Origin of the sequence: Enterobacter sp. BIDMC 29 (assembly GCF_019378755.1) — a bacterium.
In the GTDB taxonomy this organism is placed as follows: domain Bacteria; phylum Pseudomonadota; class Gammaproteobacteria; order Enterobacterales; family Enterobacteriaceae; genus Enterobacter; species Enterobacter ludwigii.
Genome location: NZ_CP080000.1, coordinates 2938576 through 2963379 on the forward strand (window position 1 = coordinate 2938576; position 24804 = coordinate 2963379).

The following is a 24804-nucleotide window of genomic DNA, read 5'->3' on the forward strand; positions in this document are numbered from 1 at the left end:
AACTCTCTTTAATCACGCCACCAGCAAGGAGACGAACGCTAAAAATGCAAAACCAAAACCGGCCCAGGTGATGCGCGACGTCGCCACAAAACGCAGACGCGCCATGCTGTTCTCAAACAGGGCAATCACCAGCACGCCGACAAGTAGCTTGAGCGCGGCAGCGACCACCGCCAGCACCAGGCCGGCCGCGGAAAAGTGCGTCATCTGCCCCCACGGGAAGAAGACACCGACAAACATCTGCAGCACCACCAGCTGTTTGAGGCTGATGCCCCACTTCAGCACCGCAAAGCCGTAACCGCTGTACTCAGTCAACGGACCTTCCTGCAGCTCCTGCTCCGCTTCCGCGAGGTCGAATGGCAGTTTGCCCATCTCGATAAACGTGGCGAATGCGCAGGCGCAGAGCGCCAAAAGCAACGGAAGGGAACGGTCCACGGGCCAGTGATACACGGTATGAGTGATAAAGCTGATATGGGTTGACCCCGCGACCTGCGCAGCGACCCACAGGCCGAGCAGCAGGATCGGCTCAACCAGCACGCCGAGCATGGCCTCGCGGCTGGCACCAATCCCGGTAAACGGGCTGCCGGTATCGAGGCCGGCAATCGCGAAGAAGAAACGCGCGATGGCGAAGAGGTAGATAAGCGTAATGAGATCGCCCAGCACCGGCAGCGGCGACCCGACGGTGACGACCGGTAACGCCGTGGCGATGGTGAGCATGACGCCAGCCAGCACAAACGGTGTCAGGCGAAAGACCCACCCTGCCGCGTCCGGGGAAACGCTCTGACGTCCCATCAGCTTGAATAAATCACGGTACTCCTGGAGTACACCAGGCCCGCGACGGTTATGCATCCGGGCACGCGCCACGCGGCTCACCCCGGAGAGCAACGGCGCCATGGCAAATAGCACCAGCGCCTGAAGTATTGCCAGTAACAGACTCATGTCAGGCTCCTCGTGAAATCACAATCACAACCAGTACCGCCAGCTCGATCAACGCCAGTCGGCGGAACAGCACGGGCACGGCAGCGCTCTGCCAGCCCGGCACCCACCCCACCGGGTTAAGCCAGTCCCGCAGTTTCAGCACCGCGGCAAAGTTCTCTTTGACCGGCATGGCAAAGCCGTGCGCTGTGATCACCATGGATTGCTCGTGTGCGTAACCGCAAGCCCAGGCGGTACCGCGTGCTCGAGAGGAGAGGCGGTCGCGTCTGAAGAACAACATCAGCACGAACGGCAGCAGCGGCGCGGCAATCAGCAGCAGCGCAATCATCGGCTGGGACACCGCGGTATGCGCCGTGGTGAGCGGCAGAGGAATGGCGTTACCCAGCAGCGGCAGAAGCCACGGGGCGGCCACCCCGCCCGCGATGCAGCACAGCGCCAGCGCGACAACGCTCGCCCCCATCAATGCCGGCGCACAGCAGGCGTTTTCGGCCTCACGCGTGCGCGGTGCACCCAGGAAGGTCACGCCGTAGACTTTAGCCATACACATCACCGCCAGCGCACCGGTTATCGCCAGCCCAACCGCCAGCAGCGGGCCGAGCAACCGGGCGATAAACACCTCGCTCTGGCCGAGTGCGAAGAAGGACTGATAGATAACCCACTCGCCGGCAAAGCCGTTCAGCGGTGGCAGCGCAGCCATTGCCATCAGCCCCACCAGCATGCACAGAGAGATAACGGGCATTTTTTTGCCGATGCCGCCGAGTTTTTCGATATCGCGATGACCGGTGCGGAACCAGACGCTACCTGCCCCGAGGAACAGGGTGCTTTTAAACAGGCTGTGGTTGATCAGGTGATACAGGCCGCCGATAAAGCCGGCCGCAATCAGCGCCGGTTGATTGAGCGCCAGCCCGGTAACCCCTGCGCCAATACCCAGCAGAATAATGCCGATGTTCTCAAGGGTGTGGTACGCCAGCAGACGCTGGATATTGTGCTCCATCAGGGCGTACAGGCCGCCGACGAAGGCGGTGATCATCCCGGCGACCAGCAGCACAACGCCCCACCACAGCGGTGGCTGCCCACCGGTGAGCGTTATCGTCAGAATGCCGAACAGACCAACCTTCATGACAACCGTCGAGAAGAGCGCTGCGGCAGGCGCGGAGGCATGTGCATGTGCCTGTGGCACCCAGCCGTGCAGCGGGATAATCCCGGCCAGCAGGCCAAAGCCGATCACGCCAAGGAGCCAGACATCATTCCCGAGCGACTGACCGTTAAGGGCGGAGAAGTCCAGCGTGCCGAAGCGCTGCCACACCAGCCAGCAGGCCAGTGCCAGCAGCAACGTGCCAAGACGCCCCAGCGCAAACCACAGTTTGCCGGAGGTGCTACAGCCCGTAAGGAATACGCCGCACAGCGCCATGATCTCGGCCATCACCACCAGCGCGCCGAGGTTGCTGGCAGTCACGGTACAGACCGCCGCAGCCATCAGCAGATTGACCAGCAGACCGTTGGGCTGAGTGTGCTGATGGCGGTGCCAGTCAATATTAAACAGGCTGATAAACACGCCGCACAGACCAAAGGTCACCAGCCAGATGGCATTCAGCGGCGTAATTTCAACGGTGTGCCGTATCAGCGGCATCACCGCTTCGACAGATTGTCCGCCTGTTAACACGAGGCCACCGGCCACCAGCGTCATCACGCTGCCAACCGCCCCGCCGATACCGGCTATCCAGCCGCTCAGGGTTTTATGGAAAGAGAAGATCAAGGCCAACACAGCGGCGGCGGCAAAATAGGCCACCGCGCTGGTAATCATCATCACCGCGTTCATTTCGCCCCCTCGTTCAGCGCCTGAAGCAGAGAAAGATCGCCGAAATCACTGTTAATGGTCAGCTCACGCTTACGTTTACTGGTGCGAACGATGTCGCGAATATTGACCAGAATCAGCGCCTTCGTCGGGCAGGTGCGCACACAGGCTGGCCCTTGTTCATCAAAGCTGCACAGGTCGCATTTGACCGCAACGGCACGCACGCCGGGAACCCAGTCAAGCAGCGTGCTCACCTTCGCCGGCGCAGGTGGCGCTGGCGGCGCTTTCGGGGAGTTGGCATTCGCCGGGATATGCAGCGGACGGCTGCCGGAAAATTCAATCGCGCCGAACGGGCAGGCAATGCCGCACAGTTTGCAGCTCACGCACAGACTTTCATTCAGCTGCACCGCCCCCTCGACACGGGTGATGGCATTAACAGGACAGACTCCCGCGCAGGGGGCATCTTCACAGTGGTGGCAGAGCTGCGGCGCAGACTCTTTTTCATTACGCATGACGCGCAGGCGCGGCATGGACTGTAGCCCGTGCTGACGGTGCGTTTCCGAACAGGCCGCCTCACAGGTTCGACAGCCAATACAGACCGTCGAGTCAGCAATTACAAAACGGTTCACCGGGTCATCCTCTGGTGATAGTCATTTTTGACGAAAAACTGTCTTGTCGACACTTCTCGACACGCAATGGTCAGGCCACGTTCGCTGAGGTATTTCCATCCATCAGCTGTTTCAGGTTGACCGGGAGATCGTGTTCAACAGCGGCGTACAGGCCGTTATAAACCGGCGCGATTTTTTCCAGATAGTGCTCCAGCACCTGCTGGCGATCGCGGTTACTGACGTGACCATCGACCATCCCGTCGGCCATCAGCTGCGCCTTCGCAATACACTGTTTTTCACCTTCTTTTGTTTCGACGTAGTACTCGATGGTGTGGCTGTTGAAGGTGTCTGCCAGGGTGACGTTTATCGTGAAATGGCCGAAGAGCACAAAGCGCATATCCCCCTGCGCTGCACAGCTCATGGCGTGGTGAAGACGGGCTTTTGACAGGGTGATGCCCTGAACCAGAGAGTTGCAGTAAAGGTGCCACTGCTCCTGTAACTGCTGATGGCGCTGCGCAATGTAATCCGCTTTTTCGCTAATTTCCCAAATAGTCATAAAAGGTATCCGGTTAATGGAGATAGCGGCTGTTAAGCAGATTCCATGCCAGTTTTTAACTAATTGATTTTTAACTATTTTAATCAAAAGAAGCGTGTCAATCGCGCCGTGTCGACGTGTCATTTCGACAGCATTGACATCGTCACGCCTTAACAAAAATCAAGCTGGCACCGTTATTGCATTATCGGGGCAATTCATTGAGGAGGCGTCATGCACGAAATCACCCTCTGCCAGCGGGCCGTCGAGTTAATTGAACAGCAGGCGCGGGCAAACAATGCAAAACGCGTCACCGGCGTCTGGCTACAGGTCGGGGCCTTTTCCTGCGTTGAAACCAGCGCCCTGACCTTCTGCTTTGAGCTGGTGTGCCGCGGCACGCTGGCGGAAGGCTGTGAACTGCATATTGAAGAACAGCAGGCGGAGTGCTGGTGCGCGCAGTGTCAGCAATACGTCACTCTGCTTTCATCGAAGGTTCAGCGCTGTCCGCAGTGCCAGAGCAGCGAGCTTCGCATCGTGGCGGATGACGGCATGCAGATCCAACGTCTCGAAATCGAGAAGGAGTAAAATATGTGTAGTACCTGCGGTTGCGCTGAAGGCAACCTGTATATAGAAGGGGATGAACACCGTCCTCACGCCGCGTTTCGCTCCGCACCCTTTTCACCTGCCCCTCGTCCTGCAGCGGCATTAACCGGTATCACCTTCGCCCCCCGACACTCCGCTGCGGGCGACCTGCATTACGGGCATGGCGTCGCCGGTACCCACGCGCCGGGGCTCAGCCAGCGTCAGATGCTGGAGGTGGAAATCAACGTTCTGGATAAAAACAACCAGATTGCAGCACGCAACCGCGCCCGCTTTGCCACGCGTAAACAGCTGGTCCTGAACCTGGTCTCCAGCCCCGGCTCCGGCAAAACCACGCTGCTGACACAAACGCTCCACCGCCTGAACGGGCGCATCTCCTGCGCGGTCATCGAAGGCGATCAGCAGACGGTGAACGACGCCGCGCGTATACGCGAAACCGGCACGCCCGCCATTCAGGTTAATACGGGTAAAGGCTGCCATCTGGATGCACAAATGATTGCCGACGCCACGCCGCGCTTGCCGCTGGCGGACAACGGCATCCTGTTTATTGAGAACGTGGGCAATCTGGTCTGTCCGGCCAGCTTCGATCTCGGTGAGCGACATAAGGTCGCGGTGCTCTCGGTGACCGAAGGTGAAGACAAGCCGCTTAAATATCCGCATATGTTTGCCGCCGCTTCGCTGATGTTGCTGAACAAAGTTGACCTGCTGCCGTACCTGAATTTCGACGTGGATAAATGCATGGCCTATGCCCGTGAAGTGAACCCGGAGATTGACATCATGCTGGTGTCCGCCACCCGCGGTGACGGGATGGACGCCTGGCTGAACTGGCTGGAGAGCGAACGATGTGCATAGGCGTCCCCGGACAAATTCACGCCATTGACGGGAATCAGGCCCGCGTTGAAGTGTGCGGTATATTGCGCGACGTCGACCTGACGCTCGTCGGCAGCACCGACGAAACCGGCGCCTCACGCCTCGGTCAGTGGGTGCTGGTGCACGTGGGGTTTGCCATGAGCATCATCAACGAAGCGGAGGCCCGCGACACGCTCGATGCCCTTCAGAATATGTTCGACGTGGAGCCGGACGTCGGGGCATTGCTGTACGGCGAGGAGCGGTAAACCATGCGCTACGTTGATGAATATCGCGCGCCTGAGCAGGTGATGCAGCTGATTGAACATCTGAAAACACGGGCGGCACGGCTGAGCTATACCGCCGAAAAGCCGCTGCGTATTATGGAAGTCTGCGGCGGGCATACGCATGCCATCTTTAAATTTGGCCTCGACCAGCTTCTGCCGGAAAACATCGAGTTTATCCATGGCCCCGGCTGCCCGGTGTGCGTCCTGCCGATGGGACGCATCGACGCCTGCCTTGAAATAGCCCACCAGCCTGACGTGATTTTCTGTACCTTTGGCGATGCGATGCGCGTGCCGGGCAAAAACGGCTCGCTGCTGCAGGCAAAAGCCCGGGGCGCGGATATCAGGATCGTGTACTCGCCGATGGATGCCCTGACGCTGGCCACCCATAACCCCGACCGCAAAGTCGTCTTTTTCGGCCTTGGTTTTGAAACCACCATGCCCGCCACGGCCATCACGCTGCAGCAGGCCAAAGCCCGCAACATTGATAACTTTTTCTTTTTTTGCCAGCACATTACGCTCATCCCGACGTTACGCAGCCTGCTTGAAGAGCCGGACAACGGAATTGACGCTTTTCTGGCGCCGGGCCATGTCAGCATGGTTATCGGGACGTCGGCCTACGGCTTTATCGCTGAACAGTTCGAACGGCCTTTAGTGGTGGCTGGTTTCGAACCTCTTGATCTACTGCAAGGCGTGACCATGCTGGTTGAGCAGAAAATAGCAGCCCAGAGTGCAGTAGAAAATCAGTACCGCCGTGTCGTCCCCGACAGTGGAAATGTGGTGGCCCAGCAGGCGATAGCCGAGGTATTTAGCATCGAGGGCGACAGCGAATGGCGTGGTCTGGGGCTGATTGCTGAGTCCGGCGTGCGCCTGACGCCAGCCTACCGGTCGTTCGACGCCGAAGCCCACTTCCGCCCGCAGCCGCAACAGGTGTGTGACGACCCGCGGGCCCGCTGTGGCGAAGTGCTCACCGGCAAATGCAAACCCCATCACTGCCCGTTATTTGGCAACACCTGTAACCCGCAAACGGCTTTTGGCGCGCTGATGGTCTCTTCCGAAGGGGCGTGTGCCGCGTGGTATCAGTATCGCAATCAGGAGTCTGAAGCATGAATACGGTTGAAATGGCACACGGCAGCGGCGGCCTGGCGATGCAGCTGCTGATTAACCGTCTGTTTATGGACGCGTTTGATAACCCCTGGCTGGCGGAGCAGGAGGATCAGGCCCGCATTGACCTCTCCACCCTGACCGCGCAGGGCGACAGGCTGGCCTTTTCCACCGACAGCTACGTGATTGACCCGCTGTTCTTCCCGGGCGGCGATATCGGCAAGCTCGCGGTCTGCGGTACGGCAAACGACGTGGCCGTCAGCGGTGCTGTTCCGCGCTTTCTCTCCTGCGGCTTTATCCTTGAAGAGGGGCTGCCGATGGAGACGCTCTCTGCGGTCGTCAGCAGCATGGCGCACACGGCACGCGAGGCGGGTATCGCCATCGTCACCGGCGACACCAAAGTGGTCCAGCGTGGCGCAGCCGACAAACTGTTCATCAATACCGCCGGCATGGGGGCGATCCCTGCCGACATTCACTGGGGCGCGCAGCAGCTTGCCGTCGGCGACGTGCTGATCGTCAGCGGATCGCTGGGCTGCCACGGGGCGACGATCCTGAACCTGCGTGAAGGCCTGGGGCTGGACGGAGAATTACGCAGTGATTGCGCGGTACTGACTCCGCTTATCCAGACCCTGCGTTCCCTTCCAGGCGTGAAAGCCCTGCGCGATGCGACCCGCGGCGGGGTTAACGCCGTGGTACATGAGTTCGCGGCGCGCTGCGGTCTGGGTATCGAACTCACTGAACGCGCGCTGCCCGTTAAGCCTGCCGTTCGCGGCTTGTGCGAACTCCTCGGGCTCGACCCGCTAAACTTTGCAAATGAAGGCAAGCTGGTCATTGGCGTGGAGCGCGCGGCGGCCGAATCCGTACTTGAACAGCTGCGGGCACATCCTTTCGGGAAAGAGGCCGCGCTGATTGGTGAAGTGGTTGAGCGCAAAGGGGTGCGCCTGACCGGGTTGTATGGCGTCAAGCGGACGCTGGATCTGCCGCACGCGGAACCTTTACCCCGCATTTGCTAGAACCGCGCCAAAAGCGGTCAGCACTGACTTTCTCTTTTTTGCCAGTTTCTATTGGAAAGCAATATGCCGTATACACCGATGAGCGATCTTGGACAGCAGGGCCTGTTTGACATTACGCGCACACTTTTACAGCAGCCCGATCTTGGCGCGCTGAGCGATGCCCTGACGCGGCTGGTCAGGCAATCAGCGCTGGCAGACAGCGCCGCAATTGTGCTCTGGCATAGCGCAAGCCATCGCGCGAGCTACTATTCAACGCGCGACAATGGCAAAGCGTTTGAGTACGAGGATGAAACCTACCTCGCTCATGGTCCTGTCCGGCGTATTCTTTCCCGCCCGGAGGCGCTGCACTGCAATTTTGAGGAATTCCGCGAAGCGTGGCCGATGCTGGCGCAGAGTCAGTTATACCCGCCTTTCGGCCACTACAGCCTGCTGCCACTGGCGGTGGAAGGGCATATCTTCGGCGGCTGCGAGTTTATTCGTCACACCGACCAGCCGTGGAGCGAGGCGGAATACGAGCGTCTGCACACCTTTACCCAGATTGTGGCCGTGGTCGCGGAGCAAATTCAAAGCCGCGTCACCAATAATGTGGATTATGACCTGCTGAGCCGCGAACGTGACAATTTCCGGATCCTGGTGGCCATCACCAACGCGGTGCTTTCGCGCCTCGATATGGATGAGCTGGTCAGCGAAGTCTCAAAAGAGATCCACCACTATTTCAAAATCGACGCCATCAGTATTGCGCTCCGGGGGCACCGGAAAGGCAAGCTGAACATCTACTCCACCCACTATCTTGATGAGGCAAACCCCGCCCACGAACAGAGTGAAGTGGATGAGGCGGGCACGCTCTCTGAGCGGGTATTTAAAAGCAAAGAGATCCTGCTGCTCAATCTCAACGAGCAGGATGCGCTCGCGCCTTATGAGCGGATGCTGTTTAACACCTGGGGGAATAAAATCCAGACGCTGTGCCTGCTGCCGCTGATGTCCGGCAATACTATGCTTGGTGTCCTGAAGCTGGCGCAGTGTGAAGAGGGCGTCTTTACCACCGCCAACCTGAAACTGTTGCGCCAGATTGCCGAGCGTATCTCCATCGCACTGGATAACGCGCTGGCCTATCAGGAGATCCACCGTCTGAAAGAACGGCTGGTGGATGAAAACCTGGCGCTGACGGAACAGCTCAATAACGTGGACAGCGAGTTTGGCGAAATCATTGGCCGCAGCGATGCCATGTACAGCGTGCTGAAACAGGTGGAGATGGTGGCGCAAAGTGACAGTACGGTGCTGATCCTCGGTGAAACCGGCACCGGTAAAGAGCTGATTGCCCGTGCGATCCACAACCTCAGCAACCGTAACAGCCGCCGCATGGTGAAGATGAACTGCGCCGCTATGCCCGCAGGCCTGCTGGAAAGCGATCTCTTTGGCCACGAACGCGGCGCGTTTACCGGTGCCAGCAGCCAGCGTCTGGGCCGTTTCGAGCTGGCGGACAAAAGCTCGTTGTTCCTTGATGAAGTGGGCGACATGCCTCTGGAGCTGCAGCCCAAACTGCTTCGCGTCCTGCAGGAGCAGGAGTTTGAACGTCTTGGCAGTAACAAACTTATCCAGACTGACGTGCGGCTCATTGCCGCCACCAACCGCGATCTGAAAAAAATGGTCGCCGACCGCGAGTTTCGAAGCGACCTCTATTATCGCCTGAACGTCTTCCCAATCTGCCTGCCGCCCCTGCGTGAACGGCCGGAAGATATCCCTCTGCTGGTCAAAGCGTTTACCGCCAAAATAGCCCGCCGGATGGGCCGCAACATCGACAGTATCCCCGCCGAGACGCTACGTACCCTCTCCTCGATGGAGTGGCCGGGTAACGTCCGTGAACTGGAAAACGTCATTGAGCGCGCGGTATTGCTGACGCGCGGTAACGTACTGCAACTCTCCCTGCCCGAAGTTTCCCTGCCCGAAACCCCGGTTACAGCCACCGACGTGGCGCAGGAAGGTGAAGACGAATATCAGCTGATCATGCGCGTGCTGAAAGAGACTAACGGTGTCGTGGCCGGACCGAAAGGTGCCGCCCAGCGACTGGGGCTAAAACGCACCACGCTGCTCTCGCGCATGAAACGTCTCGGGATTGATAAAGAGAGCCTGGTGTAGCGTCATTCTGGCTGAGATCCCGCATGCAGGCGTTGGGATACGGTCGTCAGCGAAGCGCCTGAACGGTTACTTTTTCGGGCGATACTTTTCCGGTAATTCCGGTACCGGGCGACGGTCATCCATCAGGTGGCGTACCGTTAGGATGGGATGACGCCATAACATACGTGGGCCAGCCCAGCGCATCACCTGCTTCATCTCTTCGCGCCTGGCAGGCTGATAGCAGTGAACGGGGCACTGTTTACAGGCGGGTTTTTCCTCACCAAAAACGCATTTATCCAGGCGCTTATTGGCATACGCTTTCAGCGCCTGATAATGCCCCTCTTCCTGCGAAGCCTGGGGACACTGTGTTTCATACAGCGCGATCATTTTCGCGATCGTCTCTTTCTCACGTGTAATGCGTTTTCCGGACATAACGGCTCACCAGATAATAAAGTGCATTTATAATACGCCTTTCAGCTACTGATTTCAGGTGTTGCATTCTGTTTTCTGAAGGCTGATTCCAGTATTAAGCCCACACCTGCAGTAAATCACTGGTATTTTATACAGCATCAGGAATGACCCTTGTCCACGTTGTCCGGAGGCCGTATGCACAAGATCGCTATCACCAAATCCTATCGTCATTTGAAAGTGGGGTATTTCAGAAAGCGTCATGAAGACCGTAACACCAAGATACCCAAACGCTACAGCGTGCATGCGGCGCTGAGCTTAAAGGGCGACTGGCTTGAAAAAGCGGGGTTTACCACCCATTCGCAGGTCAGAGTGGGGGTTGAGCATGGAAAAATTGTCATTGAGTTAGTGCAGGAAGGCACCTCGTAATGCCGCGACATTTTTCTGCGCCGTACCTTTTTTTCATGCGACAATAGAAGGAACTAACGGCCACTGAGCCGCCCAAAGCGTATTATTTTCAAAGAAATGGACATCATAACTCCATGAGCACAATCGACAATTTCGACGCACATACGCCGATGATGCAGCAGTACCTGAAGCTGAAAGCACAGCATCCGGAAATCTTGCTGTTCTACCGTATGGGCGATTTTTACGAGCTATTTTATGACGATGCCAGACGTGCGTCGCAGCTGCTCGACATCTCGCTGACCCGGCGTGGCGCATCTGCAGGCGAGCCCATTCCCATGGCCGGTATTCCGCATCACGCGGTAGAAAACTACCTTGCGAAACTGGTGAATCAGGGTGAGTCAGTCGCCATCTGCGAACAGATCGGCGATCCGGCAACCTCAAAAGGGCCGGTTGAGCGCAAAGTCGTGCGCATCGTCACGCCTGGTACGATCAGCGACGAAGCCCTGCTGCAGGAGCGCCAGGATAACCTGCTGGCGGCACTGTGGCAGGACGGCAAAGGTTTCGGTTATGCGACGCTGGATATCAGCTCCGGACGTTTTCGTCTGAGTGAACCGGCAGATCGTGAAACGATGGCGGCTGAATTACAGCGCACGAACCCGGCAGAACTGCTCTATGCCGAAGATTTTGCCGAGATGGCGCTGATTGAAGGCCGCCGCGGTCTGCGCCGTCGTCCGCTGTGGGAGTTCGAAATTGATACCGCGCGCCAGCAGTTGAATCTGCAGTTTGGCACCCGCGATCTGATTGGCTTTGGTGTGGAAAATGCCCCGCGCGGACTGTGTGCCGCGGGTTGCCTGCTGCAGTACGTCAAAGATACCCAGCGCACCACCCTGCCGCATATCCGCTCGATCACGATGGAGCGGCAGCAGGACAGCATCATTATGGATGCCGCGACGCGTCGTAATCTGGAGATCACCCAGAATCTGGCCGGAGGCGTTGAAAACACCCTCGCTTCTGTCCTCGACAGCACGGTGACGCCGATGGGCAGCCGTATGTTAAAACGCTGGCTGCATATGCCCATTCGCGATACCGACACGCTTACCTGTCGTCAGCAGACGATTGCCGCGTTGCAGGATCGCTACAGTGAACTGCAGCCCGTGCTGCGTCAGGTCGGCGATCTGGAGCGTATTCTTGCGCGTCTGGCGCTGCGTACGGCACGTCCGCGCGACCTCGCCCGCATGCGTCATGCCTTCCAGCAGTTGCCGGAATTGCGCAGCCTGCTCGCCGATGTGGATAGCGCGCCGGTGCAGAAACTGCGTGAAACCATGGGTGAATTTAGCGAGCTGCGCGAGCTGCTCGAACGCGCCATTATTGACGCACCTCCGGTTCTGGTGCGTGACGGCGGCGTAATTGCCCCGGGCTACAACGAAGAGCTGGATGAATGGCGTGCGCTGGCCGACGGTGCCACGGACTACCTGGATAAGCTGGAAATTCGCGAGCGCGAACGCCTTGGGCTCGATACCCTCAAAGTGGGCTATAACGCGGTTCACGGTTACTACATTCAGATCAGCCGTGGACAAAGCCATCTGGCCCCCATCCACTACGTGCGCCGCCAGACGCTGAAAAACGCTGAGCGTTACATTATCCCTGAACTGAAAGAGTATGAGGACAAAGTTCTCACCTCGAAAGGCAAGGCGCTGGCGCTGGAGAAACAGCTGTATGAAGAGCTGTTCGACATGCTGATGCCGCACCTTGCAGACCTGCAGTCAAGCGCCAGTGCGCTGGCAGAGCTGGACGTGCTGGTCAACCTGGCAGAACGCGCTGAAACGCTGAACTACACCTGCCCGACCTTTACCGATAAACCCGGTATTCGCATCACCGAAGGCCGTCATCCGGTTGTGGAACGGGTGCTGAACGAGCCGTTCATCGCTAACCCGCTAAGCCTGTCGCCGCAGAGAAGAATGCTGATCATTACCGGTCCAAACATGGGCGGTAAAAGTACCTATATGCGCCAGACAGCGCTTATCGCTCTGCTCGCCTATATCGGCAGCTACGTTCCTGCGCAAAAAGTGGAGATTGGCCCTATCGACCGTATCTTTACCCGTGTCGGGGCAGCGGACGATCTGGCCAGCGGCCGCTCAACCTTTATGGTGGAGATGACCGAAACCGCCAATATTCTGCATAACGCGACCGAATACAGCCTGGTATTGATGGATGAAGTCGGGCGCGGCACATCAACCTATGATGGTCTGTCACTGGCATGGGCCTGCGCTGAAAACCTTGCCAATAAGATCAAGGCAATGACGCTGTTCGCAACCCACTATTTCGAGCTGACACAGTTGCCAGAAAAGATGGAAGGCGTGGCAAACGTCCACCTCGATGCGCTGGAACACGGCGATACCATCGCCTTTATGCACACCGTACAGGATGGTGCCGCAAGCAAGAGCTATGGCCTGGCCGTGGCCGCGTTGGCGGGGGTTCCTAAAGAGGTGATCAAACGTGCGAGACAGAAATTGCGTGAGCTGGAGAGCCTGTCACCGAATGCCGCGGCCACGCAGATTGATGGCACGCAAATGTCGTTGCTAGCCCCGGCAGAAGAGACGTCACCGGCCGTTGAGGCACTGGAAAATCTCGATCCGGACTCGCTCACGCCGCGTCAGGCGCTGGAGTGGATTTATCGCCTGAAAAGCCTGGTGTAGTCTGCACCCGGTGGCGCAATGCTTACCGGGCCTGCCGGGAAGTAGCGGTATCTGAAACAAACAGGCCGGGTAAGGCGAAACCGCCACCCGGCTTTTTTTTAGCGCTTATCGTCGGCCAGTAACGGCGGGATCGTCGGCACCTGTGGTGCGTCATCGATATCCTTCTGCGTCATGCGAAACGCTTGCGGATAATGATCGCGGTGGGTCCGGCGTAGCGGCTCCGTGTCACGCCAGGTATACAGACAATGCTGGCACTGATAGACAGTCCAGACCCCTTTCACCGGTGATGTTGCCATCACCTCAATATGCTCATCAGCACAACGTGGACATATCATCCTTTTCCTCCTTATTGGCGTGCAGCCAGCATCGCAGTCAGTTTTTCGGCCCAGGCTTTGGTTTCAGGTAAATCCTGTACCGGCTGGCTGAAGTGGCCCCGGTTGTCGGGTGCAACAGGCGTGGTGGCATCAATAATCAGTTTGTCGGTAATGCCTGCCGGGCTGGAGCCCGGGTCCAGTTCAAGCACCGACATATTCGACAACTGCACCAGATCGCCCGCCGGGTTCACCTTCGAGGACAGCGCCCACATCACCTGCGGCAGGTTGAACGGGTCAACGTCTTCATCCACCATAATCACCATCTTCACGTAGCCCAGGCCGTGCGGCGTGGTCATAGCACGTAAGCCGACTGCGCGGGCAAAGCCACCGTAGCGTTTTTTGGTGGAGATAATCGCCAGCAAACCGTGGGTATACATGGCATTGACCGCCTGCACTTCCGGAAATTCTGCTTTCAGCTGCTGGTAGAGCGGTACACAGGTAGCCGGGCCCATCAGGTAGTCAATTTCGGTCCACGGCATGCCGAGGTAGAGGGATTCAAAAATGGGTTTTGTGCGATAAGACACTTTATCAATACGCACCACCGTCATGTTACGGCCACCAGAGTAGTGCCCGGTAAACTCACCAAAGGGTCCTTCGATTTCGCGCTTGCGGCCTTCAATCACCCCTTCCAGAATGACTTCAGATCCCCACGGTACATCAAAGCCGGTCAGCGGTGCCGTCGCAATGGGATAGGGGCTTTCGCGCAGCGCACCGGCCATCTCATACTCAGATTGATCGTATTTCAGCGGCGTCGCGCCCATAAGTGTAATAATCGGATCATTGCCAAGCGTAATCGCGACCGGCAGATCTTCACCGCGCTCTTCCGCTTTATGCAGATGCAGGGCGATATCGTGCATCGGAACCGGTTGAAGACCCAGCTTGCGTTTTCCCTTCACTTCCATGCGATAGATACCGACGTTCTGCTTGCCGAAGTTATCCGCATCAAGCGGATCGCGCGAAACGACGCACGCTTTGTCGAGATAAAAACCGCCGTCACCGTCGTTCAGACGGAACAGCGGCAGGATGTCGAAAAGGTTAATGTCTTCACCCTCCACCGTATTTTGAGCCCAGGCGGGATCTGCACGGCGCTCTGGCGTGACGGGGAATTTATCCCAGCGGCGAATAAACTCATCAATCTGTTTTTTGACGGGGGTGTTCGCGGGCAGTCCCATAGAAATGGCGTGATTCTGCCAGGAACCAATGGTGTTCATTACCACCCGGGCATCGGTAAACCCGCGAATATTATCGAACCACAGCGCCGGTGCGCCGTCGCCAATACGGCCTGTGGCGTTGGCTGCCGCGGCCAGGTCCGGTTCTGCATTCACTTCTTCTTCAATTTTCAGCAGTTGCCCTTGCTCATCGAGCGCCTGCAGGAAGCTTCTCAAATCATCAAATGCCATCTTTATTCTCCTGTGAAAAATGTTTTGCTTCCCGCAACCCGTTCCAGCGGCGCGCTTTTTTGTGCTCCAGACCAAACTGGTCGAGCACGCGGGTCACAATGTGATGGGTGATATCGTCGGCGGTCTGCGGGTGGTTGTAATACGCGGGCATCGGCGGCACCATTGCCACGCCCATACGGGACAGTGCGAGCATATTCTCGAGATGAATGGTGCTGAGCGGGGTTTCACGAGGAACCAGCACCAGTTTGCGCCCCTCTTTCAGCACCACATCTGCCGCACGGCCCACCAGTCCTTCGGCGTAGCCTGCGCGAATGCCTGCCAGGGTTTTCATACTGCAGGGAATGACGATCATGCCGTCGGTGCGAAACGAGCCGGATGAGATAGTGGCAGCCTGATCGGCTGGGCTGTGGACAACATCGGCCAGCGCAGCCACATCCTGTGCGGTGTAGGGCGTCTCCAGCTCAATGGTGGTTTTTGCCCATTTCGACATGACCAGATGGGTCTCCACCTCCGGCATGTCACGTAATGCCTGCAGCAACGCTACGCCCAGCGGCGCGCCCGTTGCGCCCGTCATTCCAACTATCAATCTCATTCAGCACCTCAATTAATTCGTTCGCATACGAACATGTTAAGTACGTTACTCCCGGATCCTGTTTCTGACAATATTGTTCGTACACGATCACATTAATTGCTAAAAATTGCCGCGTTAAAATCCTGGGCAAGAGCGGCTATCATAGGGAGAGAATTTTTCGTCGGAGTGTTCATGGAACTGAGACAAGAGGCGTTTCACCTGTTACGCCAGCTTTTTCAACAGCATACTGCCCGTTGGCAACATGCATTGCCGGAACTGACCAAACCGCAGTACGCGGTATTGCGGTCTATTGCCGAAAATCCGGGGATTGAGCAAGTTGCTCTGACAGAAGTGGCGGTCAGCACAAAGGCGACGCTCGCGGAGATGCTGAGCCGCATGGAGGCGCGTGGACTGGTAAAACGCGAGCACGATCCGGCGGACAAGCGTCGTCGTTTCGTCTTCCTGACGCCGGAAGGTGAAGCGCTGCTTGCCAGCTGTAAACCGATCGGCAATGACGTGGACGAGGCGTTTTTAGGGCGGCTGAGCAACGACGAGCGGGCGCAATTCTCCGCACTCGTCAAAAAAATGATGCGCGACTAGTTAACCCGGGTGCGCATAAAGTCGATAAAGGTGCGCACTTTCGCAGGCACATGCGGGGCATCGGGATAAACCGCATAGATGCCCTGCCGCGCAAAGGTATATTCCGGTAAAACCGACACCAGCGTGCCGTCATCAAGCGCATGGCGCACCAGCCACGCCGGCAACAGCGCCACGCCACATCCCGCGAGCGCAAAGGCCATCAGCGCCTGAGCACTGTCCGCAAACAAACGCGGTGCTTTTTTAATTTCCAGCGTGGCGGGCTCACCGCAGGCATCGTTCACCTGCCAGCGCAGCGGCGAGGCTAAGCGCTCATGAATAATCCAGTCAGCTTTCGCCAGCTGTTCAAGCGATTCTACAGGATGGTTACGCAGCCAGCCGGGCGTTGCTACGGGGAAAATAGTGAACTGCGTTATCAGTGCCGCGTGGTAGCGTGAATCGGCAAGGGTTCCCAGCCGGATGGCGACATCAAAGCGCTCTGAAATCAGATCGGCATGCAGTGAAGACGAAACGTGACGCACGCGAAGGTCCGGGTGTTGCTGGCTAAACTCAGCCAGTAACGGGACCACAACCTGCGAGCCGTACTCCGGTGTGGTGGTGATCCGCAACTCCCCCGTGAGACCTGCATGGTTTGCACGGACGTCGTCCTTCAGGCGTTCCGCATCCTTTAAAAGCGCGACGCTCCGTTGATGGAAAAGCCTCCCTGCCTCGGTTAACGTCAGTCGACGGGTGGAACGCAGCAACAGGGTGACACCCAGTTCATCTTCCAGCTGGCGGATATTGAAGCTGACCACCGCTTTTGTCAGCCCCATTGCCTCTGCTGCGGCGGTGAAACTGCCGCTATCCGCGACGGCGACAAACATCGCGGTACGCTGCAAATTAATCATGGTCAGCCCTATTACTGTCAAAAATTTTTTGACAGTATATCGCGCTTTATAACGTTTATCCGTTCCTCCCTGCCCGATACGATACGCCCCTCACTGGAGGTGCCGCCATGTCGTATCGCAGCAAAGTCGCCGTTGTCTATCTGCTGGGCTTTTTTCTTGATTTAATTAATATGTTTATCGCCAGCGTCGCTTTTCCGGCAATGGCTCAGGCGTTCAACGCCACGCCCTCATCGCTTGCCTGGGTCAGTAACGGCTATATTGCCGGTCTGACACTCGTCATCCCCTTCAGCACCCTGCTGACGCGCAGGCTCGGGCCGAAGCATGTCATTCTGCTTTCGCTTTTTCTCTTTAGCGCCGCCTCCGTTGCGGCAGGTTTGTCGTCCTCACTTGAGAGCCTGATTGCCTGGCGAGTGCTGCAGGGCATGGGAGGGGGTTTACTGATCCCGGTCGGACAGGCGCTGACCTGGCAACAATTTAAACCCCATGAGCGTGCCAGGCTCTCCTCAGCGGTCATGCTGGTTGCATTGCTTGCGCCTGCATGCTCACCCGCCGTGGGGGGAGTGCTGGTTCAGGCACTCAGCTGGCGATGGATATTTTTTGCCACAACGCCTGTCGCCGCCGTGACGTTTTTCCTGGCCTGCGTGTGGCTTAAGAATGAGAGGGCCCCCGTGAAAGCGAGCAGGCTGTTAAACCTGCCCCTGCTGGCCGACCCGCTGCTGCGTTTTTCCATGCTTGTCTATTTGTGCGTACCCGGCATGTTTATTGGGGTGAACGTCACGGGGATGTATTATCTTCAGAGCGAGGCGCACATGACACCTGCCGCAACGGGGATGCTGATGCTGCCATGGTCTCTGGCCTCGTTTATGGCGATCACCGCGACCGGACGTTATTTTAACCGCGTGGGTCCCCGGCCTCTCATTGTCGTGGGTTGCCTGTTACAGGCGCTGGGCGTTTTACTGCTGCTTAACGTCAGCCCCACTACCACAGTGTTGTTGCCTGGCGCCGCGTTTACGTTAATGGGCGCGGGCGGCAGTCTTTGCAGCAGTACGGCGCAAAGCAGCGCATTTTTAACGACGGCGCGCGACGATATGCCTGACGCCAGCGCGCTATGGAATCTTAATCGTCAGATCAGTTTTTTTGCCGGGGCATTCCTGCTCTCGCAGGTGCTGAACCTGACACTGGCGTTTTTCACGCCGCTCGCCGCATGGCACTGGATGTTTAGTGTTGCTGCGGCCATCACATTACTGCCCGTCGTGTACGTCTTTCGTCTTAACAACACGCAGGTGCTTTCAGAGGTGCAACAGGAGAAACCATGACCCATTTCGAACAGGACATTATCGACGTTCACGTTAAGCTGGAGAACTGGTTGGGTAAGGGCGAAGGGGATGTTGACGCCCTGCTTGCCCACTTTCAGCCGGATTTTATGATGCTCACCCCAGGTGGCGTCCATTTTGACTATAACGCGCTTGTCGGTTTCCTGGACCTTCAGCGCGGCAGCCGTCCTGGTCTGGAGATTGTTCTTGATGAGATAACGACGCTACAGACGTGGGCCAACGGCGCAGTGCTTCACTACCGGGAAACGCAAACTCGCCCGGATCAGCCCGTCAATGTGCGCTGGTCAACCGCCGTGCTCAATCAGAAGGATGGCAAGATAACGTGGCGTTTGCTGCACGAAACGGCACAACCGTAACGCAAAAGAAAAAGGCCCGTCTCACGACGGGCCTTTTTTGATGAAAGATTGCTTATTCGCGGAACAGCGCTTCGATATTCAGACCTTGCCCCTGCAGGATTTCACGCAGGCGACGCAGACCTTCAACCTGAATCTGACGAACACGTTCACGGGTCAGGCCAATTTCGCGGCCGACGTCTTCCAGTGTTGCAGCTTCATACCCCAGTAAACCGAAACGACGTGCCAGCACTTCACGCTGTTTGGCGTTCAGTTCGAACAGCCATTTGACGATGCTCTGTTTCATGTCATCGTCCTGCGTGGTGTCTTCCGGACCGTTGTCTTTTTCATCGGCCAGGATGTCCAGCAGCGCTTTTTCGGAGTCGCCACCCAACGGGGTGTCAACGGAGGTAATGCGCTCGTTGAGACGCAGCATACGGCTTACGTCATCAACCGGTTTATCAAGTTGTTCGGCGATCTCTTCCGCGCTTGGCTCGTGGTCCAGTTTATGGGACAACTCGCGCGCAGTACGCAGATAGACGTTCAACTCTTTGACGATGTGAATCGGCAGGCGAATCGTACGGGTTTGGTTCATAATCGCCCGTTCGATGGTCTGACGAATCCACCAGGTCGCGTAGGTTGAGAAACGGAACCCGCGTTCCGGGTCAAACTTCTCAACTGCGCGGATGAGACCTAAGTTGCCCTCTTCAATCAGGTCCAGCAGAGCCAGACCTCGATTGCCGTAACGACGGGCAATTTTCACGACCAGACGCAAGTTACTTTCAATCATGCGACGGCGCGAGGCAACATCACCACGCAAAGCACGACGTGCGAAATAGACTTCTTCTTCGGCCGTTAACAGTGGGGAGTAACCAATCTCCCCAAGGTAAAGCTGAGTCGCGTCCAGTACACGCTGTGTGGCACCCTGCGATAACAGCTCTTCTTCAGCCAAATCGTTATCACTGGGTTCCTCTTCTACTAAGGCTTTTTCATCAAAAGCCTCTGCTCCGTTCTCATCAAATTCCGCATCTTCATTTAAATCATGAACTTTCAGCGTATTCTGACTCATAAGGTGGCTCCTACCCGTGATCCCTGAACGAGACACCCTGGCTGGCATGCCCCGTCAACTTATCGCTGCGGCAAATACTGCAGCGGGTTTACGGATTTCCCCTTGTAACGAATTTCAAAATGCAAGCGTGTAGAACTGGTGCCGGTGCTACCCATGGTAGCGATTTTTTGCCCCGCCTTAACTTCTTGTTGTTCCCGGACCAGCATTGTGTCGTTATGGGCGTAGGCACTCAGGTAATCATCGTTATGTTTGATGATAATAAGATTACCGTAACCGCGCAGAGCGTTACCGGCATATACAACACGACCGTCTGCGGTCGCGATAATAGCCTGTCCCTTATTCCCTGCGATATCGATCCCTTTATTTCCTCCCTCGGAGGAAGAGAAGTTTTCGATAACCTTGCCGTCAGTTGGCCAGCGCCATGCAGAAATTGGCGAACTGGAGGTCATACTGCTGGCAGTCGGTTCAGTAGAGCTAACCACAGGTGCCGTAGTCGGTGCTGTGACAACAGTCGCAGTCCCTTTATTATTCGGCAACATTTTGTTAGCAGTCTGATCACCTGAATCCTCAGAATACGTAATTACCGGTTGTGAAGCAACCACCGTGGTGGATTTTTGTGCAGGCTTAACGCTGTTATTTTGCGCAGTGACATCGGCCGCTGAAACGGTGTTGCCAGGCGTGAGCGGCGTACCCGTCGCATTGCCCACCTGGAGCGTCTGGCCGACTTCCAGACCATACGGGGCCTGGACGTTATTACGCTGCGCCAGGTCACGGAAATCGTTCCCGGTGATCCACGCAATATAGAACAGCGTGTCGCCGCGTTTTACGGTATAGGTGCTCCCACCGGTATAGCTACCTTTCGGAATGTTCCCATACTGGCGGTTATACACTATGCGGCCATTTTGAGTCTGCACAGGGTGTTCCACTGGCTGAACCTGTGTTGGCTGCGTAACAGGAGGCTGCATTGGCTGAATGGGCGGATTTTGTTGTGCCGCAGCAGTGCCCATTTTAGGCGGAGGCGTGATCAACATTCCGCTGGACGTGTTACCCGAGCTGCTGGATCCCCCCACGGAACTGACGGGCGCAGGTGCATTATTAGAACTTGTACAGCCTGCCAGCCAGAGCGAAACCAGTGATAATGCCGCAACACGGCTGATGGTGAATTTAGGGCTTCCCGCGCTCATTTATCCCCCAGGAATGTGTTAACTACCAGTGACTTAAAATTTACCGTGATGACACGAATCTTTCGCGCCACACCATACGCTGAATTTGCCTTAATAACCCTGGATAATTCTGAGTCTCAGGCCAACTCCCCCTTTACCAGAGGAACAAAGCGCACGGCTTCCACGGTATCGATAATAAACTCGCCGCCACGCCGACGAACGCGCTTCAGGAGCTGTTGCTCGTCCCCGACAGGCAGAACAAGAATGCCGCCTTCATCCAGCTGCGATAACAGAGCAGCGGGAATTTCAGGTGGAGCAGCCGTCACGATGATCGCGTCAAACGGGGCGCGTGCCTGCCAACCCTGCCATCCATCACCGTGTCGTGTCGAAACGTTATGTAAATCAAGTTGTTTCAGGCGACGACGCGCCTGCCACTGCAAACCTTTAATACGCTCAACGGAGCAGACATGGTGCACCAGATGCGCCAGGATCGCGGTTTGGTACCCCGACCCGGTGCCAATTTCCAGCACGCGCGAATGGGGCGTGAGCTCCAGCAGCTCCGTCATACGCGCCACCATGTAAGGCTGTGAAATCGTCTGACCCTGCCCGATAGGCAGCGCCACGTTTTCCCACGCTTTGTGTTCAAACGCCTCGTCTACAAATTTCTCACGCGGCACCTGGGCGAGCGCGTCGAGCACATGCTCGTCGCGGATCCCCTGAGCGCGTAGCTGTTCCAGAAGAGTTTGTACACGTTTGCTTACCATTGCGCGTTCACTCCTGCGCGATCCAGCCAACCCGACACCACATCATGCGCACTATACGCGGTTAAATCTACATGCAGCGGCGTAACCGAGACATATCCTTCATCAACGGCGGCAAAGTCGGTATCCGGTCCGGCGTCACACTTGTCGCCAGGAGGACCAATCCAGTAAAGCGTATTGCCACGCGGATCCTGCTGCGGGATCACCTGGTCAGCCGGGTGTCGGCTTCCGCAACGCGTTACGCGAATGCCTTTGATTTCACTCAACGGCAGATCCGGCACGTTAATATTGAGGATGCGCCCGGTACGCAGCGGCTCGCGATTGAGCGCCCGCAGGAGAGAACAGGTCACCGCTGCCGCCGTGTCGTAGTGCGTGTGGCCGTTTAACGAAACGGCCAGTGCAGGGAACCCCAGATGGCGCCCTTCCATGGCGGCGGCCACGGTTCCGGAGTAAATCACATCGTCGCCAAGATTGGGCCCGGCGTTAATACCGGAGACGACGATGTCCGGGCGCGGGCGCATCAGCGCGTTCACGCCCAGAAAAACGCAGTCGGTCGGCGTGCCCATCTGGACGGCGATATCACCATTTTCAAAGGTAAAGGTGCGAAGCGACGACTCCAGCGTCAGAGAGTTAGACGCTCCACTGCGGTTACGATCGGGTGCCACGACCTGCACTTCCGCAAATTCGCGAAGGTGTTTCGCCAGGGTCTGTATACCCGGCGCATGGATCCCGTCATCGTTACTCAGCAATATTCGCATAATCACCCGACGTGTTGATAAGTTCCCTGACAACACTGGTGGCAAAGCTACCTGCCGGCAGCCAGAAGCGTAACTCGACGGTTACGTCGTCCCACCAGTTCCAGCTCAACTGTTGCGGATAGAGCAGCATCGCACGGCGTGCCGCCTCGACTTTTTCCCGCACCAGCAATGTTTGTAATGCCTGCATATCAGCGACGGCAGACTGCTCAGCAGCCAGCGCATCGCCCTGCGTACCCCAGTCGCCCGTGCCGGGCAAGGCTGCAGTAATCATCAGCGTTTGAGTATCCACGCGCGACTGCACATCGGCCATTTCTTCAGCCGTTGCCACAAACCAACTCCCGCGTCCCGCTAATTGTAGCGCATCGCCGACAACAACTTGATTCGCGTCCGGTTTTTTCAGCCGTTCGCTCACAATCTGATTAAACAACGCACTGCGGGCCGCCGACAACCAAAAACTGCGTTTATTCCTGTCGCGAACCGGGGCATCGCTTTGCGCCCAGCGCAGTGCGCCGAGCAGGTTGCTGCCGCCGATACCAAAGCGCTGTGCGCCAAAATAGTTTGGTACGCCGCACGCATTGATAGCGTTCAGGCGTTTTTCCACATCGTCACGGTCCGAAATCTCACGCAGTACCAGCGTAAAATGGTTGCCCTTCAACGCGCCCAGACGCAGTTTGCGCTTATGGCGCGCGTATTCCAGTACCTTACAGCCCTCAAGCTCAAATTTGCTTAAATCAGGCATCGTATTACCCGGCACGCGCGCGCAGAGCCACTGTTCGGTGACGGCGTGTTTATCTTTCTGCCCGGCAAAGCTCACTTCGCGGGCATGAATTTTGAGGAATTTTGCCAGCGCATCGGCCACAAAACGGGTATTGCAGCCATTTTTCAGAATGCGTACCAGGATATGTTCGCCTTCGCCATCCGGCGCGAATCCCAGGTCTTCCACCACAACAAAATCTTCAGGGCTGGCTTTCAGCAGCCCGTTCCCCTGCGGTTTACCGTGCAGCCAGGTCAGGTTGTCGAAGTCCGTCATTGGCTTGCCTTCACCAGCAGCGCCACGGCCTCACAGGCAATCCCTTCACCGCGACCGGTAAAGCCCAGTTTCTCTGTTGTCGTCGCTTTGACGTTAACATCATCCATGTGGCAACCGAGATCTTCTGCAATGAACACGCGCATCTGCGGGATATGCGGCAGCATTTTGGGGGCCTGAGCGATGATCGTCACATCCACGTTGCCGAGGGTGTAGCCTTTCGCCTGAATACGACGCCAGGCTTCACGCAGCAGCGCACGGCTGTCCGCACCTTTGAAGGCCGGGTCAGTGTCCGGGAACAGCTTACCGATATCGCCCAGTGCCGCAGCACCCAGCAATGCATCGGTCAGGGCATGTAATGCTACGTCGCCATCAGAATGCGCAAGCAGCCCTTTTTCATAAGGAATGCGTACGCCGCCAATGATAATTGGGCCTTCTCCGCCAAAGGCGTGTACATCAAAACCGTGTCCAATTCGCATTATGCCTTCTCCTGATGGGTCGAACGGGTAAGATAAAATTCCGCGAGCTGTAAATCTTCCGGACGCGTCACTTTTATATTATCAGCGCGTCCTTCAACCAGCTCAGGATGGAAACCGCAATACTCCAGCGCCGAGGCTTCGTCCGTGATGGTCGCACCTTCTTTAAGCGCACGCGTTAAGCAGTCGTGGAGTAATTCTCGGGGGAAAAATTGGGGGGTCAGCGCGTGCCATAAATCGACGCGCTCAACGGTGTGTGCGATAGCCTGCTTGCCCGGCTCAGCGCGCTTCATCGTGTCGCGTACCGGGGCGGCAAGAATACCGCCTACCCGGCTGGTTTCGCTAAGCGCCAGCAGGCGCGCAAGGTCATCCTGATGCAGGCACGGACGGGCAGCGTCATGGACCAGAACCCATGGTGCCTCACCGGCAGCCTGAATGCCCGCCAGCACGGAATCGGCACGCTCGGCGCCGCCGTCAACAATGGTAATCTGCGGATGATTTGCCAGCGGTAACTGCGCGAAACGCGCATCACCCGGGCTGATAGCGATAATCACGCGCGTCACCCGCGGATGCGCCAGCAGCGCCGCCACAGAGTGTTCGAGGATCGTTTTATCGCCAATAGAGAGGTATTGCTTGGGACATTCTGTCTGCATGCGCCGGCCAAAACCCGCAGCCGGCACCACGGCGCATACGTCCGAAAAAGTTACTGCCAT

General features: G+C 57.2%; 27 protein-coding genes. 11 read left to right on the plus strand and 16 right to left on the minus strand.

Annotated elements, in window-relative coordinates; all coding sequences use genetic code 11:
* Positions 1–12: 12 nt before the first annotated feature.
* The 4 genes from JTA15_RS12770 to hycA form a co-directional block, all read right to left on the minus strand.
* Positions 13–936, minus strand: coding sequence for a respiratory chain complex I subunit 1 family protein (locus JTA15_RS12770; protein WP_219372369.1), 924 nt, complete (start codon positions 934–936; stop codon positions 13–15).
* Between the two features lies 1 nt (position 937).
* Complete coding sequence (gene hycC / locus JTA15_RS12775) at positions 938–2752, minus strand: formate hydrogenlyase subunit 3 (protein WP_032680404.1); 1815 nt, start codon at positions 2750–2752, stop codon at positions 938–940.
* Positions 2749–3357, minus strand: a complete 609-nt coding sequence (locus tag JTA15_RS12780) for a 4Fe-4S dicluster domain-containing protein (protein WP_014171368.1) — start codon at positions 3355–3357, stop codon at positions 2749–2751. Before JTA15_RS12780 ends, hycC begins: the two co-directional genes overlap by 4 nt.
* Before the next feature lie 70 nt (positions 3358–3427).
* A complete protein-coding gene (hycA, locus tag JTA15_RS12785; protein WP_020883831.1) occupies positions 3428–3892 on the minus strand; it encodes a formate hydrogenlyase regulator HycA in 465 nt (154 codons plus the stop codon).
* Between the two features lie 210 nt (positions 3893–4102).
* Between hycA and hypA the strand changes: the two genes are divergently transcribed.
* The 6 genes from hypA to flhA all read left to right on the plus strand — a co-directional run bounded on the left by hypA (position 4103) and on the right by flhA (position 9851).
* Positions 4103–4453 carry a hydrogenase maturation nickel metallochaperone HypA gene (hypA, locus tag JTA15_RS12790; RefSeq protein WP_014171370.1) on the plus strand — a complete coding sequence of 117 codons (351 nt, stop codon included), beginning with the start codon at positions 4103–4105 and terminating at the stop codon, positions 4451–4453.
* 3 nt (positions 4454–4456) lie between these two features.
* A complete protein-coding gene (hypB, locus tag JTA15_RS12795; RefSeq protein ID WP_032680402.1) occupies positions 4457–5320 on the plus strand; it encodes a hydrogenase nickel incorporation protein HypB in 864 nt (287 codons plus the stop codon).
* Positions 5311–5583: a HypC/HybG/HupF family hydrogenase formation chaperone gene (locus tag JTA15_RS12800; protein ID WP_014171373.1), complete on the plus strand. Its 273-nt coding sequence runs from the start codon at positions 5311–5313 to the stop codon at positions 5581–5583. The genes hypB and JTA15_RS12800 overlap by 10 nt, the downstream gene beginning before the upstream one ends.
* A 3-nt stretch (positions 5584–5586) precedes the next feature.
* Positions 5587–6708 carry a hydrogenase formation protein HypD gene (gene hypD, locus JTA15_RS12805; RefSeq protein ID WP_219372370.1) on the plus strand — a complete coding sequence of 374 codons (1122 nt, stop codon included), beginning with the start codon at positions 5587–5589 and terminating at the stop codon, positions 6706–6708.
* On the plus strand, positions 6705–7715 hold the full coding sequence (hypE, locus tag JTA15_RS12810; RefSeq protein ID WP_219372371.1) for a hydrogenase expression/formation protein HypE: 1011 nt from the start codon (positions 6705–6707) through the stop codon (positions 7713–7715). Before hypD ends, hypE begins: the two co-directional genes overlap by 4 nt.
* A gap of 63 nt (positions 7716–7778) precedes the next feature.
* On the plus strand, positions 7779–9851 hold the full coding sequence (gene flhA, locus JTA15_RS12815) for a formate hydrogenlyase transcriptional activator FlhA (protein WP_020883827.1): 2073 nt from the start codon (positions 7779–7781) through the stop codon (positions 9849–9851).
* Positions 9852–9917: 66 nt separating this feature from the next.
* Here flhA and JTA15_RS12820 read toward each other — a convergent pair whose 3' ends face one another.
* On the minus strand, positions 9918–10262 hold the full coding sequence (locus JTA15_RS12820) for a nitrous oxide-stimulated promoter family protein (RefSeq protein WP_040018915.1): 345 nt from the start codon (positions 10260–10262) through the stop codon (positions 9918–9920).
* 174 nt (positions 10263–10436) lie between these two features.
* Between JTA15_RS12820 and JTA15_RS12825 the strand changes: the two genes are divergently transcribed.
* Together JTA15_RS12825 and mutS are read left to right on the plus strand one after the other, a co-directional pair.
* Complete coding sequence (locus JTA15_RS12825; protein WP_032678858.1) at positions 10437–10667, plus strand: SymE family type I addiction module toxin; 231 nt, start codon at positions 10437–10439, stop codon at positions 10665–10667.
* Positions 10668–10780: 113 nt separating this feature from the next.
* The gene (gene mutS, locus JTA15_RS12830; RefSeq protein WP_014171380.1) at positions 10781–13342 is read left to right on the plus strand and encodes a DNA mismatch repair protein MutS; all 2562 of its coding nucleotides are present in this window, start codon (positions 10781–10783) and stop codon (positions 13340–13342) included.
* Between the two features lie 98 nt (positions 13343–13440).
* On the opposite strand, the gene JTA15_RS12835 is transcribed toward mutS, so the two are convergent.
* From JTA15_RS12835 to JTA15_RS12845, 3 genes are read right to left on the minus strand one after another with little or no spacing between them, the layout of a single operon-like run.
* Positions 13441–13677, minus strand: a complete 237-nt coding sequence (locus tag JTA15_RS12835; protein WP_014171381.1) for a non-oxidative hydroxyarylic acid decarboxylases subunit D — start codon at positions 13675–13677, stop codon at positions 13441–13443.
* An 11-nt stretch (positions 13678–13688) separates the two neighbouring features.
* The gene (locus tag JTA15_RS12840) at positions 13689–15116 is read right to left on the minus strand and encodes a non-oxidative hydroxyarylic acid decarboxylases subunit C (protein ID WP_025203369.1); all 1428 of its coding nucleotides are present in this window, start codon (positions 15114–15116) and stop codon (positions 13689–13691) included.
* The gene (locus tag JTA15_RS12845; RefSeq protein ID WP_014171383.1) at positions 15106–15708 is read right to left on the minus strand and encodes a non-oxidative hydroxyarylic acid decarboxylases subunit B; all 603 of its coding nucleotides are present in this window, start codon (positions 15706–15708) and stop codon (positions 15106–15108) included. Before JTA15_RS12845 ends, JTA15_RS12840 begins: the two co-directional genes overlap by 11 nt.
* A gap of 171 nt (positions 15709–15879) precedes the next feature.
* Between JTA15_RS12845 and JTA15_RS12850 the strand changes: the two genes are divergently transcribed.
* Positions 15880–16287, plus strand: coding sequence for a MarR family winged helix-turn-helix transcriptional regulator (locus JTA15_RS12850; RefSeq protein ID WP_025203368.1), 408 nt, complete (start codon positions 15880–15882; stop codon positions 16285–16287).
* Here the strand turns inward: JTA15_RS12850 and JTA15_RS12855 are convergent.
* Positions 16284–17171: a LysR family transcriptional regulator gene (locus JTA15_RS12855; RefSeq protein WP_219372372.1), complete on the minus strand. Its 888-nt coding sequence runs from the start codon at positions 17169–17171 to the stop codon at positions 16284–16286. The genes JTA15_RS12850 and JTA15_RS12855 overlap by 4 nt on opposite strands.
* A 107-nt stretch (positions 17172–17278) precedes the next feature.
* Between JTA15_RS12855 and JTA15_RS12860 the strand changes: the two genes are divergently transcribed.
* Both JTA15_RS12860 and JTA15_RS12865 read left to right on the plus strand, forming a co-directional pair.
* Positions 17279–18487: an MFS transporter gene (locus JTA15_RS12860; RefSeq protein ID WP_219372373.1), complete on the plus strand. Its 1209-nt coding sequence runs from the start codon at positions 17279–17281 to the stop codon at positions 18485–18487.
* Positions 18484–18861 carry a DUF4440 domain-containing protein gene (locus tag JTA15_RS12865; RefSeq protein ID WP_047743518.1) on the plus strand — a complete coding sequence of 126 codons (378 nt, stop codon included), beginning with the start codon at positions 18484–18486 and terminating at the stop codon, positions 18859–18861. The genes JTA15_RS12860 and JTA15_RS12865 overlap by 4 nt, the downstream gene beginning before the upstream one ends.
* Before the next feature lie 52 nt (positions 18862–18913).
* On the opposite strand, the gene rpoS is transcribed toward JTA15_RS12865, so the two are convergent.
* The 7 genes from rpoS to ispD all read right to left on the minus strand — a co-directional run bounded on the left by rpoS (position 18914) and on the right by ispD (position 24804).
* Positions 18914–19906, minus strand: a complete 993-nt coding sequence (gene rpoS / locus JTA15_RS12870; protein WP_013098493.1) for an RNA polymerase sigma factor RpoS — start codon at positions 19904–19906, stop codon at positions 18914–18916.
* 59 nt (positions 19907–19965) lie between these two features.
* The gene (gene nlpD, locus JTA15_RS12875) at positions 19966–21090 is read right to left on the minus strand and encodes a murein hydrolase activator NlpD (RefSeq protein WP_020883821.1); all 1125 of its coding nucleotides are present in this window, start codon (positions 21088–21090) and stop codon (positions 19966–19968) included.
* Positions 21091–21206: 116 nt separating this feature from the next.
* Positions 21207–21833: a protein-L-isoaspartate(D-aspartate) O-methyltransferase gene (locus JTA15_RS12880; RefSeq protein WP_020883820.1), complete on the minus strand. Its 627-nt coding sequence runs from the start codon at positions 21831–21833 to the stop codon at positions 21207–21209.
* On the minus strand, positions 21827–22588 hold the full coding sequence (surE, locus tag JTA15_RS12885; RefSeq protein ID WP_020883819.1) for a 5'/3'-nucleotidase SurE: 762 nt from the start codon (positions 22586–22588) through the stop codon (positions 21827–21829). Before surE ends, JTA15_RS12880 begins: the two co-directional genes overlap by 7 nt.
* Entirely contained in the window at positions 22569–23618 is a 1050-nt protein-coding gene (gene truD / locus JTA15_RS12890; protein ID WP_014171393.1) for a tRNA pseudouridine(13) synthase TruD, read from the minus strand. Before truD ends, surE begins: the two co-directional genes overlap by 20 nt.
* A complete protein-coding gene (gene ispF / locus JTA15_RS12895) occupies positions 23615–24094 on the minus strand; it encodes a 2-C-methyl-D-erythritol 2,4-cyclodiphosphate synthase (protein WP_014171394.1) in 480 nt (159 codons plus the stop codon). The genes truD and ispF overlap by 4 nt, the downstream gene beginning before the upstream one ends.
* On the minus strand, positions 24094–24804 hold the full coding sequence (ispD, locus tag JTA15_RS12900) for a 2-C-methyl-D-erythritol 4-phosphate cytidylyltransferase (protein WP_219372374.1): 711 nt from the start codon (positions 24802–24804) through the stop codon (positions 24094–24096). Before ispD ends, ispF begins: the two co-directional genes overlap by 1 nt.

Bases quoted from the DNA above. Each gene is read 5' to 3' on its own strand.
- JTA15_RS12825 (WP_032678858.1), top strand. From the start codon at position 10,437: ATGCACAAGATCGCTATCACCAAATCCTATCGTCATTTGAAAGTGGGG.
- hypD (WP_219372370.1), top strand. From the start codon at position 5,587: ATGCGCTACGTTGATGAATATCGCGCGCCTGAGCAGGTGATGCAGCTG.
- JTA15_RS12880 (WP_020883820.1), bottom strand. From the start codon at position 21,833: ATGGTAAGCAAACGTGTACAAACTCTTCTGGAACAGCTACGCGCTCAG.
- hypA (WP_014171370.1), top strand. From the start codon at position 4,103: ATGCACGAAATCACCCTCTGCCAGCGGGCCGTCGAGTTAATTGAACAG.
- nlpD (WP_020883821.1), bottom strand. From the start codon at position 21,090: ATGAGCGCGGGAAGCCCTAAATTCACCATCAGCCGTGTTGCGGCATTA.
- rpoS (WP_013098493.1), bottom strand. From the start codon at position 19,906: ATGAGTCAGAATACGCTGAAAGTTCATGATTTAAATGAAGATGCGGAA.
- JTA15_RS12855 (WP_219372372.1), bottom strand. From the start codon at position 17,171: ATGATTAATTTGCAGCGTACCGCGATGTTTGTCGCCGTCGCGGATAGC.
- JTA15_RS12860 (WP_219372373.1), top strand. From the start codon at position 17,279: ATGTCGTATCGCAGCAAAGTCGCCGTTGTCTATCTGCTGGGCTTTTTT.
- JTA15_RS12770 (WP_219372369.1), bottom strand. From the start codon at position 936: ATGAGTCTGTTACTGGCAATACTTCAGGCGCTGGTGCTATTTGCCATG.
- JTA15_RS12865 (WP_047743518.1), top strand. From the start codon at position 18,484: ATGACCCATTTCGAACAGGACATTATCGACGTTCACGTTAAGCTGGAG.
- JTA15_RS12800 (WP_014171373.1), top strand. From the start codon at position 5,311: ATGTGCATAGGCGTCCCCGGACAAATTCACGCCATTGACGGGAATCAG.
- JTA15_RS12835 (WP_014171381.1), bottom strand. From the start codon at position 13,677: ATGATATGTCCACGTTGTGCTGATGAGCATATTGAGGTGATGGCAACA.
- ispD (WP_219372374.1), bottom strand. From the start codon at position 24,804: ATGGCAGTAACTTTTTCGGACGTATGCGCCGTGGTGCCGGCTGCGGGT.
- hycA (WP_020883831.1), bottom strand. From the start codon at position 3,892: ATGACTATTTGGGAAATTAGCGAAAAAGCGGATTACATTGCGCAGCGC.
- surE (WP_020883819.1), bottom strand. From the start codon at position 22,588: ATGCGAATATTGCTGAGTAACGATGACGGGATCCATGCGCCGGGTATA.
- hypE (WP_219372371.1), top strand. From the start codon at position 6,705: ATGAATACGGTTGAAATGGCACACGGCAGCGGCGGCCTGGCGATGCAG.
- hycC (WP_032680404.1), bottom strand. From the start codon at position 2,752: ATGAACGCGGTGATGATGATTACCAGCGCGGTGGCCTATTTTGCCGCC.
- JTA15_RS12845 (WP_014171383.1), bottom strand. From the start codon at position 15,708: ATGAGATTGATAGTTGGAATGACGGGCGCAACGGGCGCGCCGCTGGGC.
- ispF (WP_014171394.1), bottom strand. From the start codon at position 24,094: ATGCGAATTGGACACGGTTTTGATGTACACGCCTTTGGCGGAGAAGGC.
- flhA (WP_020883827.1), top strand. From the start codon at position 7,779: ATGCCGTATACACCGATGAGCGATCTTGGACAGCAGGGCCTGTTTGAC.
- mutS (WP_014171380.1), top strand. From the start codon at position 10,781: ATGAGCACAATCGACAATTTCGACGCACATACGCCGATGATGCAGCAG.
- hypB (WP_032680402.1), top strand. From the start codon at position 4,457: ATGTGTAGTACCTGCGGTTGCGCTGAAGGCAACCTGTATATAGAAGGG.
- JTA15_RS12840 (WP_025203369.1), bottom strand. From the start codon at position 15,116: ATGGCATTTGATGATTTGAGAAGCTTCCTGCAGGCGCTCGATGAGCAA.
- JTA15_RS12850 (WP_025203368.1), top strand. From the start codon at position 15,880: ATGGAACTGAGACAAGAGGCGTTTCACCTGTTACGCCAGCTTTTTCAA.
- JTA15_RS12820 (WP_040018915.1), bottom strand. From the start codon at position 10,262: ATGTCCGGAAAACGCATTACACGTGAGAAAGAGACGATCGCGAAAATG.
- truD (WP_014171393.1), bottom strand. From the start codon at position 23,618: ATGACGGACTTCGACAACCTGACCTGGCTGCACGGTAAACCGCAGGGG.